The sequence below is a fragment of the Gordonia oleivorans genome, assembly GCF_040044975.1.
GTDB classification, from domain to species: domain Bacteria; phylum Actinomycetota; class Actinomycetes; order Mycobacteriales; family Mycobacteriaceae; genus Gordonia; species Gordonia oleivorans.
On record NZ_JBDZDI010000006.1, the window covers coordinates 1 to 15401 of the forward strand.

At 66.8% G+C, this 15401-nt stretch carries 15 protein-coding genes; 7 read left to right on the forward strand and 8 right to left on the reverse strand.

What is annotated here, in order from left to right; genetic code table 11:
- Positions 1-132 precede the first annotated feature (132 nt).
- Positions 133-1011, forward strand: coding sequence for an AlbA family DNA-binding domain-containing protein (locus ABLE92_RS11465; RefSeq protein WP_348804893.1), 879 nt, complete (start codon positions 133-135; stop codon positions 1009-1011).
- Between the two features lie 13 nt (positions 1012-1024).
- Here the strand turns inward: ABLE92_RS11465 and ABLE92_RS11470 are convergent, their stop codons facing one another.
- Together ABLE92_RS11470 and ABLE92_RS11475 are read right to left on the reverse strand one after the other, a co-directional pair.
- Positions 1025-1816 (reverse strand): hypothetical protein, encoded by a 792-nt coding sequence (locus ABLE92_RS11470; RefSeq protein ID WP_348804894.1) that lies wholly within the window; start codon positions 1814-1816, stop codon positions 1025-1027.
- Entirely contained in the window at positions 1803-2564 is a 762-nt protein-coding gene (locus ABLE92_RS11475) for a HipA domain-containing protein (RefSeq protein WP_348804895.1), read from the reverse strand. Before ABLE92_RS11475 ends, ABLE92_RS11470 begins: the two co-directional genes overlap by 14 nt.
- Positions 2565-2920: 356 nt before the next feature.
- On the opposite strand from ABLE92_RS11475, the gene ABLE92_RS11480 reads away from it, so the two are divergent.
- Positions 2921-3295: a VOC family protein gene (locus ABLE92_RS11480; RefSeq protein WP_348804896.1), complete on the forward strand. Its 375-nt coding sequence runs from the start codon at positions 2921-2923 to the stop codon at positions 3293-3295.
- Positions 3296-3397: 102 nt separating this feature from the next.
- Here the strand turns inward: ABLE92_RS11480 and ABLE92_RS11485 are convergent, their stop codons facing one another.
- From ABLE92_RS11485 to ABLE92_RS11500, 4 genes are all read right to left on the reverse strand, one after another.
- Complete coding sequence (locus ABLE92_RS11485) at positions 3398-3769, reverse strand: hypothetical protein (protein WP_348804897.1); 372 nt, start codon at positions 3767-3769, stop codon at positions 3398-3400.
- A 216-nt stretch (positions 3770-3985) separates the two neighbouring features.
- Positions 3986-5710 carry an Hsp70 family protein gene (locus ABLE92_RS11490; protein ID WP_348804898.1) on the reverse strand — a complete coding sequence of 575 codons (1725 nt, stop codon included), beginning with the start codon at positions 5708-5710 and terminating at the stop codon, positions 3986-3988.
- An 11-nt stretch (positions 5711-5721) separates the two neighbouring features.
- Positions 5722-7611: a dynamin family protein gene (locus ABLE92_RS11495; RefSeq protein ID WP_348804899.1), complete on the reverse strand. Its 1890-nt coding sequence runs from the start codon at positions 7609-7611 to the stop codon at positions 5722-5724.
- Positions 7611-9002 (reverse strand): dynamin family protein, encoded by a 1392-nt coding sequence (locus ABLE92_RS11500; protein ID WP_348804900.1) that lies wholly within the window; start codon positions 9000-9002, stop codon positions 7611-7613. Before ABLE92_RS11500 ends, ABLE92_RS11495 begins: the two co-directional genes overlap by 1 nt.
- 146 nt (positions 9003-9148) lie before the next feature.
- On the opposite strand from ABLE92_RS11500, the gene ABLE92_RS11505 reads away from it, so the two are divergent.
- The 5 genes from ABLE92_RS11505 to ABLE92_RS11525 all read left to right on the forward strand — a co-directional run bounded on the left by ABLE92_RS11505 (position 9149) and on the right by ABLE92_RS11525 (position 13676).
- On the forward strand, positions 9149-9484 hold the full coding sequence (locus tag ABLE92_RS11505; RefSeq protein WP_348804901.1) for a hypothetical protein: 336 nt from the start codon (positions 9149-9151) through the stop codon (positions 9482-9484).
- A 73-nt stretch (positions 9485-9557) separates the two neighbouring features.
- A complete protein-coding gene (locus ABLE92_RS11510) occupies positions 9558-10127 on the forward strand; it encodes an RNA polymerase sigma factor (protein WP_348804902.1) in 570 nt (189 codons plus the stop codon).
- 130 nt (positions 10128-10257) lie between these two features.
- Positions 10258-10602, forward strand: a complete 345-nt coding sequence (locus tag ABLE92_RS11515) for a hypothetical protein (protein WP_348804903.1) — start codon at positions 10258-10260, stop codon at positions 10600-10602.
- Positions 10603-10649: 47 nt separating this feature from the next.
- On the forward strand, positions 10650-11003 hold the full coding sequence (locus ABLE92_RS11520; protein ID WP_348804904.1) for a hypothetical protein: 354 nt from the start codon (positions 10650-10652) through the stop codon (positions 11001-11003).
- 450 nt (positions 11004-11453) lie between these two features.
- A complete protein-coding gene (locus tag ABLE92_RS11525) occupies positions 11454-13676 on the forward strand; it encodes an HNH endonuclease signature motif containing protein (protein WP_348804905.1) in 2223 nt (740 codons plus the stop codon).
- 284 nt (positions 13677-13960) lie between these two features.
- Here the strand turns inward: ABLE92_RS11525 and ABLE92_RS11530 are convergent, their stop codons facing one another.
- Together ABLE92_RS11530 and ABLE92_RS11535 are read right to left on the reverse strand one after the other, a co-directional pair.
- The gene (locus tag ABLE92_RS11530) at positions 13961-14494 is read right to left on the reverse strand and encodes a hypothetical protein (protein ID WP_348804906.1); all 534 of its coding nucleotides are present in this window, start codon (positions 14492-14494) and stop codon (positions 13961-13963) included.
- Positions 14491-15396 carry a serine/threonine protein kinase gene (locus tag ABLE92_RS11535; protein WP_348804907.1) on the reverse strand — a complete coding sequence of 302 codons (906 nt, stop codon included), beginning with the start codon at positions 15394-15396 and terminating at the stop codon, positions 14491-14493. Before ABLE92_RS11535 ends, ABLE92_RS11530 begins: the two co-directional genes overlap by 4 nt.
- Positions 15397-15401: the final 5 nt, after the last annotated feature.

The following is a 15401-nucleotide window of genomic DNA, read 5'->3' on the forward strand; positions in this document are numbered from 1 at the left end:
AAACCCGCGGCTGCCGCGGGTGTTTTTGTTGTCTTCACAAACCACAAATCATGCCCCGGCAGCCGCTCCCACCAGCGCAAACACGCCGCGCAACCTCACAACCCGCGATCTACGGCTGTAGTACTAGGACGCATGGGACGTGTGTATGAGTCGGTGGCACCGCTGTGGGTGACGGCGATCTCGCTGGTGGTCGTGCTGATAGTGGCCTGGGTGTTCGGTGCGATCGCGCGTCGGCTGCTGCGCCGCCGGGCCACCCTCAACGGCACCACCGCGGTCGTGCTGGCGATCATCGGCTCGGCGTTGGGACTGTTCATCGCCGGGGCGATCAAGCCCGACACGCACCTGTGGCAGCCGATCGCGATCGGGTCCGCCCTGCTCGGTTCGATCGCGGTCATCGCCGTCTACGGGGCGGTCGCCGCGCATCTGCAACGCCCCCAACGCGCGGGCGTGGCCGAGTTGATCGCCGCGGGCGAATCCGCGCAGGTCGAGTTCGAGTCGACGGCCCGGATCAACACGCGCACCGGTGAGAAGGATCCCCGGATGGAGCAGGTGATCGTCAAGACCGTGTCGGCGTTCCTCAACGCCGACGGCGGGACGTTGCTGATCGGCGTCGACGACGAGGGCACACCCCTGGGTCTCGACGCCGACTACGCCACCCTCAGGGTGCCCGACGCAGACCGCTTCGAGTTGTGGCTGCGTGACCTGCTGACCACCGCGCTCGGACAGAATGCGGCCACCGCGGTCGACGTGTCCATCGAGGACGTCGCGGTCCCCGATTCCTCTGGGACACAACCGGTCTGCCGGGTGGTGAGCCGACCGTCGCCGCGGCCGGTGTACCTGCGCCCCGGCAAGAACGCCCCACCGGAATTCTGGGTCCGCACCGGCAACTCGTCGCGCCACCTCGGCGTCGACCAGGCCGCCGACTACGTCATGCACCGCTGGCCGTTGGGTGCCGGCGCCGCCCTCGCCGCCCAGGCGCGCTCGGCGGTGCGGTTCTCGGCGGGTGGGTGAGGTCCGGAGTCCGTCAGTCTCCGGCAGTCCGGGCCGGCCGCCACTCCTCGCGGTCGAAGACGAAACCCTCGCAATGACCTTCGAGGCGCAGCAGCAGTCTCAGGTGCGCGTGCGTCTCTGGCGGGTTCGCCCGCACGACTGTGAGAGTATGGTCGCCTCCGTCGAGGACTGAATACACGTAGTCCAGCAATGGACTCGGAACGAACCCGAGATGAAGATCACCATCCATGATCTGGATGGCACGGGGGTCTCTGGGATTGGTCGGATCCGGAAGCAACGTCAGCACATGGTCGTCGGCGAGGCCGGTGATGTGTTCGCTGACCTTCGCACCGCGATGGCGCACCCCGTGTGCCAGGAAGTGCGCTTCGGTCGCACCGGTATCGGGACTGTAGGTCGGTAGCGAGACCAACTCAATCGGATCGCCTTCCCGGTGTCCGCCGGAGGCGGACAGGATCTCCCACGCGTCAGCGTCCCCCGCGAGGTCCAGTGTTGCGAGGTACTGCGGCCGGTCCGGACGCTTCGCGCTGATGACGCGTTCGGCGAAGGAAGGGAACAGTCGAGGTGATGAGTAATGCCGATGACGGTCTCGGAAGCCGATGACCGGTACAAAACCCACTTGATCGGCGACCGCTGCGAGATAGGTGAACTCGTACCTGTCGGCGTCGTCACGACGAACTCGGTCGAGGTATCCGATCGGGCGGTAGGTGCTGTCATCGACGTCTCGCCGGGTGACGATCAACCGCGACGTCGCTGACTGCGGATCGGCGTACGCCGACGACAGGTCGAGCAGATCAGTGGAGGACATCGCGGAGTCGCTTTCGGTTGGTGGTGACAACGGTACGCAAGAAGGTACGGGTCTTGTCTGACATATCCGGGATACGATCAATTACATCGTGGCATGCCCCGAGGTCGACGGCACCAAGTTGCCTGTCCCAGTGCAGACGCGCGTCGGAGGAGCACATCGAGAGCGCCTCGGCTGCGAGATCGACCAAATCACGCGGCCGGCCACCGTCGAAGCGTTTCGTCTGGCCCCGATGACACCACTGCACGACAGACCCATCATCGACACGCGATGCGCGGTTTCTCTCCATCTCCACAGCGGCGAGCGCCGACCCGTGATCGAAACTGGGACCGAGGTAAGTCGCACCCGTGGCCTGGTCTTGTAGGAGACCCCAATTGTGTGCGTGCCGATCGGTGTTGGCGATCCACGCATCGAGCACCAGATACCCAACCCATACGTCGAACGCCGGCCAGTCGGCGTAATCGGTGCCGACAGGACCGGTGATTGCGGCACCTGTCAGCACATCACGAACTGCGCGCAGCGTATGCCCGACGCACGTGTCGGAGTCGAAGTCATCGTCTGCTTCGGCGAGCAGCGATGCACCAGGAGCCCACGACCACCCTGGACGTCGCATGTCACGACTCATTGAGCCACGAACATGCGTGCTCTCGCCCAGCGGGATCACTCTGGCCAACTCGGTGGCGGCCGCCGGAACCCCAACCTGCACTGCCAGCTCGTAACCGACCTTCTCCGCCCAGTCTTCGCCTGACACGAGGACATCTGGGCTCTCTCCACGGGCCTGTCGAGCTCGTGAAAGGACGAGCGTCTTCTCCGTCCTGGGCTTGAACAACCAGTGCCCCACGTACGGTGAAGCTTCAGGAGCATGAAACCACCGCTTTCGTTCATCACCTCCTGGCTCAGACGCGCCACGAGTCCATCCACACAGGTCAACGACGCCGAACATCGATGTCACGAAGCGACAGTAGTACTGCACAATCCCCAACTACGACTCCAACACACGGCCCGACCCCCGCCCGAATCGCGGACCGAAATCGTCCGCAATGCGGGCGATGCTGACTCCATCGGTGCGCAACGCATTCGATCCCTCGACCCGAAAGGCACGTGCTCATGGACTGGACCCTGGAAGTCGCATTTCTGCCCGTCACCGACGTCGACCGCGCGAAGGACTTCTACACACGCATCGGCTTTCACCCCGACCACGATCAGTCGCCGTCCGAGGACATCCGCTTCGTGCAGATGACCCCTCCCGGGTCGGGGTGCTCGATCGCGTTCGGCACCGGCCTCATCGAGGGTCGGCCGCCCAATGCCGGAACCCTCATGCTGTGCGTGTCCGACATCGAGGCGGCCCGGCAGGCGTTGCTCGACGGCGGCGCCGACGTCTCCGAGGTCGACGTGCAGCCGTGGGGACACTTCGTCTACTTCGACGACCCGGACGGCAATCACTGGAATGTGCAGTACCTGCCGTATCGATATGGGAAGTGAGTCCACCGACCCGGTGCGCGCCTCCCCGGCACCTTTCACCTGCTCGGCTCCCACATGCGCGCAATGCATTCCGTGCATGTGGGAGTTGCGCGTGTAGCTACCTCACTTGATGAGGGTCTGGTTGTCCCAGCCGATCATGCTGTCGTCCTGCTCGATCACCAGGTGGTCGATTCCAGCCGCAACGGCGTCGATGACGAGCCGGTCCAGGCAGGCCGATCGGGCGTCCCTATCCGCACAGGCACGGTCTGCGGCGCGGTAGACCCACGCCCGCACTGGCATGCGGCCGATGGCGTCAGCAATCTCGCGTTTACGTGAATCGCGCTCACTACGCATGTGAATGCGGTGCTGGCCCGGCTTGGTGAGACTTCGCAGCGCACCTCGAGTGTCGGCGAAGTCGGCATCGACCATGATTCCCGCCACCAGGACGAACCCTTTCTGCTTCGTCTCGTCGACGAAGATGCGACGCGCGGACACCTGACTGTTCTACCCCCGAATAGCGCGAAACCCCAGTGCACAGTCGTCCGGCTGCGTCTGGGGTCCACTTCCCACAAGCTCAACGCAAGGGGCTTGCCTCACATACTAAGGACCCGTCCGAGGCACCGCAACATGCCGGCTTGACTCACGGGATCTGCACGCGCAACTCCCACATGCACGGAATGCATTCCGTGCATGTGGGAGTTGCGCGTGTAACTACCTCTCCGGATCGTCGAACGCCACGACGATGTGGTCCGCGGGCCCCTTCGGCACCGACGGCGCCACCTCGACACCCTGTGTGCCGCCACGTAATTGCGATCCGTGGCGGCCCACCTTCACCCGGCCATCGGGCATCCGCACGACGGTCAGACCGTCGGGCCACTCGGTGATCTGGTTGCCCGATCGGTCGAGAGATGTCCGCGGTTCACCGAACGGCAGCGCGGACTTCGGGGCCGGCACCGAACCGGGTCGCGGCGGTGCCGGAGGGGGCGCCGGTGGCGGTGGTGGGGGCTGGGCCCGAGTCGCGGGGTTCTCGGCGACGACGCCGGCGGGCACCCGGTGCAGCCCGGCCCACCTGTCGCGGGCGACGACCGTCGGGCCGATCGCACCGAACACGGCGCCCGGTGCCACCGTCGCACCGACCACCAGGTCGACACCGGACAGCACGCCGTCGGCGGGGGCGGTGATCAGCACCGGGGTTGCCGCGGACTGCACCCGGGCGATCGGTTCGCCGGTCCGCACCCGTTGACCTTCCCGAGCGAGCACGCCGGCCACGACGGTTCCGGGCGCCAACGCCGGCATCATGATCCGCACCCCGGTCGCGGCGAACGGATTCGCCTCGGCGGGAACTGCGGCGGTGCCGACCGGGACGTCGATGTTCGTCGAACGCAGCAGCCCACCTTGGGCGACAACGGTTTTCGGATCACCGATCCGACCGATGCGGCCGACCCCGGACAATGCGGCCGCCACGCCGGGGATGTTGCTGGTGCCGCCGGTCAGGTACACCACCGGCAGGCTGGCCCGGCCCGACACCGCGTCGGCACCCTCGATCGCCTGCCGGGTCAGATCAACCGCACGTTGCACGTAGGGCGCGATCATCTCCTCGAATTCGCGGCGGGTCAACAGGATCGGTCGTCGCCCGCCGGGTAGTTCGATCGACGTCCGCGAATCCTCCGACAGGTTCTCCTTCGCGATCCGCACGTGATCACCGAGGGCCAGTGCCGCGGCCGGTTCCCGCAGCAGCGCAGGCAGTTCCGGGTCGAGGCGACCGGCCTCCTCGAGCACCCAGCGACGCAGCCGGGCGTCGAGGTCATTCCCGCCGAGGGTGTTGTCGCCGCCGGACCCGATGACGGTGAACCCACCGCTGTCGTGCGCGAGCACGGCGACGTCACAGGTCCCCGCCCCGAAGTCGAAGACACACATCCGTTCGTTGGCCGCCACGTCATGTCCCTGATGGACGTAATACCATGCGGCGGCCAGCGATTCGGATACCGTGCGGATCTGCTCCGGCCGTATTCCGCCCCGTTGTGCGGCGCTGCGCAGGATCGCCTGACGACGTTCACTCCAATTGTCCGGGTGGGTCAGGATGACGGTGTCGAAGGAGCCGAAACCCGAATACCGCAGCGCGGTCCGGTGTACGTGATCGAGGACGACGCCGATGATCTCCTCGACCGGCCAGAAACGGTCACCGAGTTCGATCTCGCCTTCCACCAGGCGGGATTTCGGGGATTCCTCGTAGGCGTCGGGACGGTGCAGTCGTATCGCGCGGGCGGCGGAACCCACCACGATGTTGCCGCCGTCGGCGCCGACCGCCGACGGCATCGTCACCACATCCGCCGACAGCGGCACGACGACGGGGTCGGCGGTGTCGACCCGGAACGCGGCGGCGGTGTTACTGGTACCGAAGTCGATGCACAACCGTCGCCTACCCTGCGATGCCACGCCCGCCACCGTCAGCTCCCGTCGTCGGACGCCGGCGCTCCGGCCGGTTTCTGTTGCCCGACCGGACGTTTCAACACGGCCACGATGTTCTTGCGGATGGTGTCGATCGCGGTGACCTTGGCCCGCAGCTCCGTCACGGCCTGCTTGCGGTCCTCGGCCGAGCGCTTGGATTCGGCCGCCGCGTCGTTGAGGATCTTCGCCGATTCGGCGAGCGCACTTTCGAGTTGGAGATCGTAGGCCACCCGCAGATCCCCCATCGCCTGCGCGTTGAACGCCTTCAACTGCGACCGCACGTCACCCTTCATGTCGTTGACCGCCTTGGTCAACCATTTGCGGTGATTCTCCTTGCCGGTGCGGGTGGCCCGGAATCCCATCACGATGCCGGCCCACACCGGCAGGGCGATGAAGCCCACGCCGGGGATCAGCGCGAGCGGTCCACCGGAGGCCATGGTGGTGATCAGGATGGGATCGAGGAAGTTCTTCCACGGCGACACCTTCTTCTCACCACGCAGGTGCAGATCCTCCTGCCCCTCGGTGAGGCGGTCGAGCACCGAGACGCGAATCTCACTGTCGGAGAACAACTCGTCGGCGATCTGTTCCACCCCGACGACGTAGGCGGCAGAGACCCGGCGGGCCACCGCCTCCAGGTCGACGGTCATCTGCGACACCAAGTCCTTGGAGGCGCGCGGTATCTCGTAGAACTTGAGCTTGTCAATGCGACGCGACCACTGATCGAAGAGTCCGTCGAACTCCTCGCGCAACATGTCGTCGGAGGTCACCGACAACGCCGCCATGTCCTGCTGGAGGCGGGCCTGCCATTCCCGCTTGTGATCCTTGAGGCCGGCGAGTCGTTCCCGCTCGGCCTCGATCTCGACGCGCACCGCCGGTGCGGCCTTCACCGTCTCGATCTCCAACAGCAGTCGGGTGCGCACCGTGTCGAGTCCGCCGAAAACCACCTGCAGCGCGTTGCGTTCCGGCGCATCCGAGGTGGCACGCACCAACGGGGTGAGCGCGCCGACGAGGTCGGTGACACCGGAGGCGGCCCGCGCCCGCGTGGCCGTCTCGGGGTCGGCGATCGACGCGGCCTGCGCGGCCACCCGATTGGACACCCCGATGATCGGCGCGTGCGCGAAACGTGGTGCGTGCCTGCCGATCAGCGCGCGATTCTCGGCGACGACGGTGCGCCACTGACGCATCACCAGATCGATCTTCGTCACCACGATCACCACCGACGAGATCTCCGCGCCCACCGCACCGAGGAACTCGAGTTCGGGGGCACTCATCGGCGCCGTCGCATCGCAGACCATCACCAGCACACCCGCGCCGCGGCTCGCACTCATCACCGCCTCGACGTGTTCGGGTATCAGCGATCCCACGCCCGGGGTGTCGACGATGACGGTGTCGGGAAGCACCGTCGAGGCGATGCCGACACGCGCCGACACCGCGGGTACGCCGACCGCCACGATGGCATCGTCGGCGCCGGAGGACGCCTGCGCCGTCACCGTCCGGCCCTCGTCGGCACCGCCGACGGTGACCCAGTCGGCGAGTGCGGCGACATCGATACGGTGTGTCACACCGGGGAATTCGATGTCGGCGGCCCCGACGGGCAGGTCGTCGGTGGCGGGCACGTACCGCACGTAGATGCTCGTCGCCATCTCCGTGTCCACGGGCGCCACCGGCGCGTCGGCCGGTGCGCCGACCAACGTGTTGACCAATGAGCTCTTGCCCCGGCTGATCTCGCCGACGATCACCACCGACGCCTCCGGCGGCGCGGCCGCGGCCACCCGCAGCGCACGGTCGGCGATCGCATCGTCACCGTGTTTGCGCAAGGCGTCGACGGCCACCCGCAGTACCGTCGCGGCGCTCGGTGGCGCCTTGCGGGGCGCGGCCTCCTGACTCATCACGCCGTCCACAGGCCGCGGCGGACGAGCTGAAATGTCTGTTCCAGCACCAACAATGCCTCCCGTTCGGCCGAGGAGCCGGCCAGTGATCGCCGACCGCGGTAGTCCACCGCGCGGGACCGGGCGGCCGCGTCGATGTCGGTGGGTGCCGCACCGGGTGGCAGTCCGAGCAACACCCGCACGTCACGCACCGCCACCGCGTGCCCGAGGTCGGCGACCACCTCACTGTCGGGGTGCCACCTCGCGAGGGCCTCCAGCGCGGCGACCTCGCGGAGCCGGTGCAATTCCGGCGCGGACTCGGCGTCCTCGATGGCCACCAGGATGGCGGCGCGATGCGGACTGCGGGTGGCGAGGTCTCGCAGTTCGCCGAGCATGGTGCGGGCCTTGAGCACGTCACCGACGGCGACGAATCGTCGTCCGATCGCCTGCCGGAGATCTCCCACCCCGGAAACCCGTTGCAACCATTCGCAATAGGCCTGCGCGCCGTCGGCGGCGATCTCGGCGCCGTCGTCCATGGCGTAGGTCCCGACGAGTTCCTCGAGCCGGCCGAGCAACTCCACGTCGATGCCCGGCGGCGCCGGCGCGCCACCGTCGATGATCGACAGCAGTTCCCACGTCTCGAGTTTCCCGCGCGCCGCGATCGCGGCCGTCTCCCGTTCGGTGACACCGCAGACACCGGCCTCGGCCATCAGACCCGACACCGGCACCACCGCACCCGCGGTGGCCGCGAACCGGCGCTGGATGCGGCGGGCGATCTCGAGCGCCTTGAGCATCGGTCGCTCGTCGGCGATCAGGTCGGCCTGGGAGATCACCAGGATGGTGTTCTGTGCCGACGCCCCGCAGTTGCGGAGGAACTCGACCTCGTCGGTCTTGGGACCGCCCGCGTCGTCGAGGAGGAAGAGGATGACATCCGGGCGCGGCAACCCCGACCGTCCGCTGAACACCCGCCGCGTGGCGGTCTCGGCGGTGTCGGTGAAACCCGACAGGCCGGGGGTGTCGATGATCTGGAAGAAATCCCGTAACAGCCGCGACGGTGTGTACGCGACGGCATGATCGATGTCGCGGGCCGGCCGCCCGAGGTCGCCGCGCACCGGTCCGGGCACCTCGGTGACTGTCCCGTCCATCCCGATCACCTCGACGCGCTGCGGCGCACCGGCCCGGTACAGGGTGGCCACTCGGGTGCATTCGGCCCGATCGGTCGGTGCCACCCGATCACCGACGAGCGCATTGAGCAGAGTCGACTTCCCCGAACTGACCCGACCCGTCACCGCGACGGTGAGCGGGGCGTCGAGGTCGGCGCGTAACCGCTGCGCCACCTCACGCTCACCGATCCGGGCGACATCGTCGAGTAGTTGCCCGAGCCGGTCGCGTAGGGTCGTGCGCGTTGCCACCGCGTGGTGCCTCCCGTCGGATGTCAGGTCGGTCCGTCGAATCTGGTCGGCCACGGGAACATTCTGGCCCGTGTACTACTCAAAGAGGGTAAACGGGCATCGCAAGGGTGCGCGTATCAAACGACCGACCGGGACGGAGTGCGGCGATGACCGACGACACCGACGACATCGAGACGTGGCTGGCGGCCAACGATCCCGCATCCGACCTGACCGCACCGGACGACGTCTGGGAGTCCGCACTGGCGACCGCATTCGATCCCGACGCCGAAGCCGACGATGACCTGACCGCGCCGGCCGGTGCCGACCCGGCCGACGACGCTGACGGGGTCGACGGTGACGGGGTCGGTCTGGATGAGCTCGACGAGGCCGGCACTGATCCGGACGACGGCTGGATCGACGACGACCTCTCCCCCGCCGATCCCACCGACGACGACCCGTCCTGGGATGGGGACGACTCCGACTCCGGCGACGCCGACTTCTGAGTCGGCAATAGTTCGCTCGCCAAACAACTTTCATCCCATTCCCCAGCCGCGTTCCATCTCCTACGATGAGCGGGTGCCCCCGCACGGCGGCCCTTCGGCCACGTCCGCCTCGTCCCCGGCCGTCGACACCGACACGGCCGGCCTCCTCGCGCGAGCTCAGGGCGGCGATCAGCAGGCATTCGCCGAACTCGTCTCGGCGCAACGTGATCGCATGTGGGCGATCTGCCTGCGGATCACCGGCAATGCCACCGACGCCGAGGACGCCCTCCAGGAATCGCTCGTCGCCGCATGGCGCGCGCTACCCCGGTTTCGTGGTGACGCCCGCCTCTCGACGTGGCTGTTCCGCATCGCCTCCAACGCCGCACTCGCTCAGATACGAAGGCGTGCAATCACTTCCGACATCGATGACGTCGAGCTGGAATCGGCCACCGACATCGCCGGGCAGGTCGTCGTCGCCGACCGCATCGCCGAGGCACTCGCGCAACTACCCGACGCCTACCGCGCCACCTTCGTCCTGCGCGTCTACGGCGACCTGTCCTACGCCGAAATCGCCGAGGCCCAGGGCATCGGGCTGCAGACCGTCCGCAGCCGGATCTCCCGCGCGAGAACGATCCTGTCCGAACTCCTCGCAGATCTGAGGTGATGCCTGAAGGTTCCCACGTGCAGTGGTCCTCCATCGAACGAATGACATCGGCAACCGCTGGAACATTTCGGGGCTGTGCGTGCTCCAACCAGACAGAAGCACAACACCACCTCCCGAAAGGAACCCCACCATGACCACCACCTCCTACACCGACATCGACGGCGACGGCATCAACGAGACCGTTCAGGTCGGCGACACCAACGGCGACGGCGTCAACGACACCCTCGCGGTCGACGCCGACGGCGACGGCATCTTCGAGTACGGCGAGTCCGACACCGATTTCGACGGCGCCACCGACACCGCCGTCTACGACACCGACGCCGACGGCAGCTACGACTACGCCGAGATCGACACCGACGACGACGGGATCACCGACCTCGCGATCGCCGACATCGACGGTGACGGCGAATTCGACGAGGAGACCGCGGTCCCGCTCGACGAGGATGCGGCCGACGACGGCGGCTTCGACGCCTGACCTGACCGATCCACCTTCAACCCACCCACCACCCCAGGAGACATGACATGACCGAACAGCCCGTGGACCTCGACGACGACGGCGTCACCGACGGCTACGCATCCGACACCGACGGCGACGGCGCCATCGACACCGTGGCGGCCGACCTCGACGGTGACGGCGTCATCGAAACCCTCATCACCGACACCGACGGCGACGGGGTCGGCGACCTGATCGAGGTCGACACCGACGGCGACGGCTACACCGACACCGCAGCCCTCGACACCGACGGCGACGGCGAGTTCGAGACCTCCATCCTCGACACCGACGGCGACGGGTACTACGACACCGCCGTCGACGAGGACGGCAACGTCGTCGATCTCGAGGAGTCCGGCGACGACGACGGCGGCATCGACGCCTGAGCCTTCGACTCACCGCCGGCGCACGGGCCCCCGCACTCTCCACGAGTACGGGGGCCATGTCGTTGATCGAGCCCCATAATTCGTTGGTCGAGCGCCCTCATCCCGCCGGCCAAGCACCCACCTCCGCCGGCCGAGCACCTTCGTCCGGCCGAGCACCTTCGTCCGGCCGGGCACCTTCGTCCGGCCGGGCACCTTCGTCCGGCCGAGACCCCATCCGTCGGTCGAGCCCCATAGTTCGTTGGTCGAGCCCCATAGTTCGTTGGTCGAGCCGGGCGGAGCGCTAGCGGAGCCCGTGTCGAGACCCGGTGACACAAGGCTGGAAATAGCCAGCACCCCAACCACATTCACGCATGCACACCCTGTGGATAGAAAACCCTTGCGATTCACGTAGAAGACGGCTATAATAGAACACACAGCCACAACGGCCTTCTCGGGGGAGGTGACATCAGCATGACAGACACCACCGACAGTCCCATGTCACGACCACTGCAGCTGATGCACCAACTCTCCGAAATCCTGGACGAACTTGCCAAGACTCCGATGACCGCCTGCTCCGACACCGAAGTCATCGAAGCGGCGAAACTGTCCGAACAGATCGCCACCCGCACCCACTTCCAGGGCGACCGCGCGATCCTGGAAATCTCCGATCGCAGTGTGCACCGCAAAGTCGGCAAAGTCAGCCTGTCGAACTTCCTGAACTACGATCTGCGGATCGCGCAACCCACCATGCGCATCGCCCACATGAAGGCCACCGCCCGATTCCACGGACTGACCGGACAACCGGAGGAACCGAAATTCCCGACGCTGTCGACCGCGTATGAGAAGGGTTTGATCGGTCACACCCACCTGTCCGCCGCGTTGGAAGCCCTGGACAACATTCCGAATGCCGTCCCGCATGACAAGAAAGTCGCGGCCGAAGCCACCTTGGGTGAGAAAGCCACCGAACACATCCCCGCCGATATCACCAAGATGGGTGCCCGGATTCTGGCGCACCTCGACCCCGACGGACAGTTGGTGGAGGAGAAAGAACGCCAACAGCGCCGTAACTTGTGGATCAACCAGTCCCGTGTCGATGGGATGGCGAAACTCAATGGGCATCTCCCGCCGGTCACCCGTGCCTTGTGGGACTCCATGTTGGATGCGTGGGCGCAACCTGGGATGAATAATTTGAGTGATCTGGAGTCGCCGACCGGTGCGATCGGGGATGCTGACCCCGATGTGTTGGCGGCGGCGGTCAAGCGTGACGATCGTTCCCAGGCGCAACGCAATCATGATGCCATGCACGTGTTGTTGGTGTCGGCGATGAAAGAAGGCGTGCTCGGCAAAACCCACCGCGGACTACCGGTCGCGTTGATCATCAAAACCTTCCTGCAAGACCTCCTCGCCGGTGCCGGGTATGCCACCACCGCCTCCGGATCCACCATTCCCATCCCGGACCTGCTGAGTGCGTTGGGTGACATCAAGGATCCCAATGATCTGCAGCAGTTCCTGGCGGTGTTCTCCGACGCCATCGACCTCCCGTTGTATCTGGGGCGCGCCCGACGCCTGGCATCCACCGAGCAGCGGATCGCGTCGTTCTCCCGCACCGGCGGTGAAGTGTGCTCGTTCCCCGGCTGCGGGCAACCCGCATCGCATTCGGAAATGCATCACGCCAAAGAGGACTGGGCTGACGGCGGGAAAACCGACATCACCGATCTGGCGCCGGCGTGCGGTCCGCACAACCGGATGGTCGGGCCGAATCCGGGCCAGTACACCACCGGCATCTACGAAGACGGGCCGCTGGCCGGTCGGTGCTGGTGGCAACTCAACGCCGCACCCGGCATGCCGGAGAACCCGAAGATCGTCAACGATCACCCCGACATCACCGCACTCTACGAGCAGAAACTCGACCAGATCCGCGACCAGATCCACCGCGACCACAACGACGCTGATAGTGGTTCCAGCGCAACCGAACCCGCAGACACCGACGTGGTTGATGTCGACGTGGTCGATGCCGAAACTGATGACATCGAAGCCGCCGCCGAAGCAGAGGATGAGACCGAGTCGGTCGATGCCGACGCCACCGCCGACGTCGATGTACCGGCCGATCCCGACGACGAGGACACCGCGTCGTCGTCCGTGGATGCCGAAACCTGGTCCGATCGTGGTGTTTCGAGTGACGATCAGGCTCCGACTACCGGCTCCTCGAGCATCGGCGACAGCCTCGATATCGCAGACAGCGTCGACCAGGACGACGATCACGATGACGATGTGTGCGATCAGTCCGAACCACCCGTCGACGAGTACGATTCAGGCGCAGCCCAATCCGATCCCGTCGAGCCCCGACCACCCGACCAGCGGGACGGGCCCGACGCCGCAGGCGGCGAGCACCCCGACGAACCCGGTGTCACCGACACCGGGGAACTCGAGGACGCCTACGACTCGCCCGGCATCGAGGTCACCGCTGATCCCGGCGATCCCGGCACCGCGGGCACGCTTCATGGTGCCTCGAGTGCCCGTATCCGCGTCCGCGGCACGGTCACCGAAGGACAGGCACGTCAGCACCTCATCCGTATGGGCCGCGTCGAGCCCGAGGTCGAGCGACACGAGATGGACGCCGCCGGCATGTATCCCAGCAACCGGGGCGCACTTGTCCTCGGCGCCATGCTCCATGACGGTCTCGACAGCTCCTGAACCATCCCGTCCCACCGGACCATCCCGAGCGGTGCTACCGCAGAAACGTTGTGGCCGTTGGGAGTTCCAGCCTTGTCTTACGAGGCCTCGACCTCGACAAGCTCGGCCCGGCGGACACGGTCCTCCGTTTCGACGGAGCTCAACGCGGCGGCTATCGCTCCGGACCGGCCCGACCGGCGAGACGGATCGGCCCGACCGACAAGCTGTGGTTGCCGACCAGCGGAAGTGGACTCACCTCGTCGGCGGGCCGGTGGTCGAGCACGCTCATCACTCGTGGCGACCGCTCACGATGACCGTGCTGGGCTCCTGTCTGTTGTGACGCGGTCCGCCACGTCGATGTGCCGCGGTACCAGCAGGACTCCGGCGATGCAGCCGATCACGGCGCATCCCAAGGTAATCCATGGCCACGCGGTGAGCGTCACCGTGTCGGACTGCAGGTCGATGGACTTCCCGAGCGCCGCGGTCCGCAGATCCGCGTCGAGGACGAACCACAGGGCAGCGGCCATTGCGAGCGCCGACGCGGCGATGCAGAGGTGGCCCGCCCGGCTCGGGCGGTAGGACGGAGCGGTCCGCCACAGGGCCACCACCGTCACCAGGCAGATAGCGGCCAGGATCGTCGCGCCCGGCGCCGTGGTGACTCCGAGCACGCGGACACTCTCGAATGCGCCGGGATGGCTGACCGCGTCACCGGCGACGTCGGAGGTGTCGGGAATCGTCATGCCCCGGCCCCGCGCCCACGGCATCAACACGGCGATCGCCGCGACCCCCGAGGTCAGCAACAGCACACCCGACCACCGGCCCCCGCCGCTGCGGCTCACGGCGTCGACGGAGCCGGTGTCACCGAGGGGGCGCCGGGAGTGGCCGGCGCCTGGGTGGGCGCGGCGGAATCGGCGGGCGCGACGTCGGGGGTACCCGTTCCGGTCGAGCCGTCCTGCGCCGCGCCGGCGATCCCGGCCACATCGGTGATCAGCCAGTTGTCGTCACGGTCAAGGGTCACCGTGTAGGGGGTGACGGTATTGAGTCCGGCGGGATTCTGGGTACTCGTCATGTGCGTCGAGACGAAGACCTGCACCACGAACTGCCGATCCGCGCGGACGTCGACCGTCGTCGCGGCGATGAGCGTGGCGGTCTGATTCCACTGCACCTCCTGGATGAGCGGGGTGAGGGTCTTGACCGCCACGTCGAAGCGTGAGGTGAGTTCGGGGGCAGTGCCCTTCTTCAGTGCCGCCGACCAGGGAGCGAGATCCCGGAAGTCGAACGTCGCCGCACCCACCGCATAATCACCGGCGACGCGTTCGGCTGCCGCCTTGTCGGCGGCGAGTTGCTCGGCTGCGCTGAGCTGATCGGACCGCTGACTCAACAGGATCGCGAGCACGGTCGTCGCCACCAACGCGGCCACACACAGCGCGACGAGTCCGACGATCACCGGATGCCGTCGGGGACGCAGGTTCTCGGTGAGTTGCGCGCGCAGCGACGGTGCCGGCGTGACGGCCGGCGGCGCTGATGCGGTCTTGGTGGCGGACTTGGCCTTCTTCTTCTTCTTCTTGGCCGGTGCGGCAACGGATGTGGCGGACCCGGAATCGGTCGACACCTCCTCGGTGGCCCCGGTCGTGTCAGTGGCCCCGGTGTCGGTGGCCTCGGTCGTGTCAGTGGCCTCGGTGAGGTCGGTGATCTCAGTGATCTCGGTGGTCTCGGTGGTCTCGCTGATGTCGGTGGACATGGGCT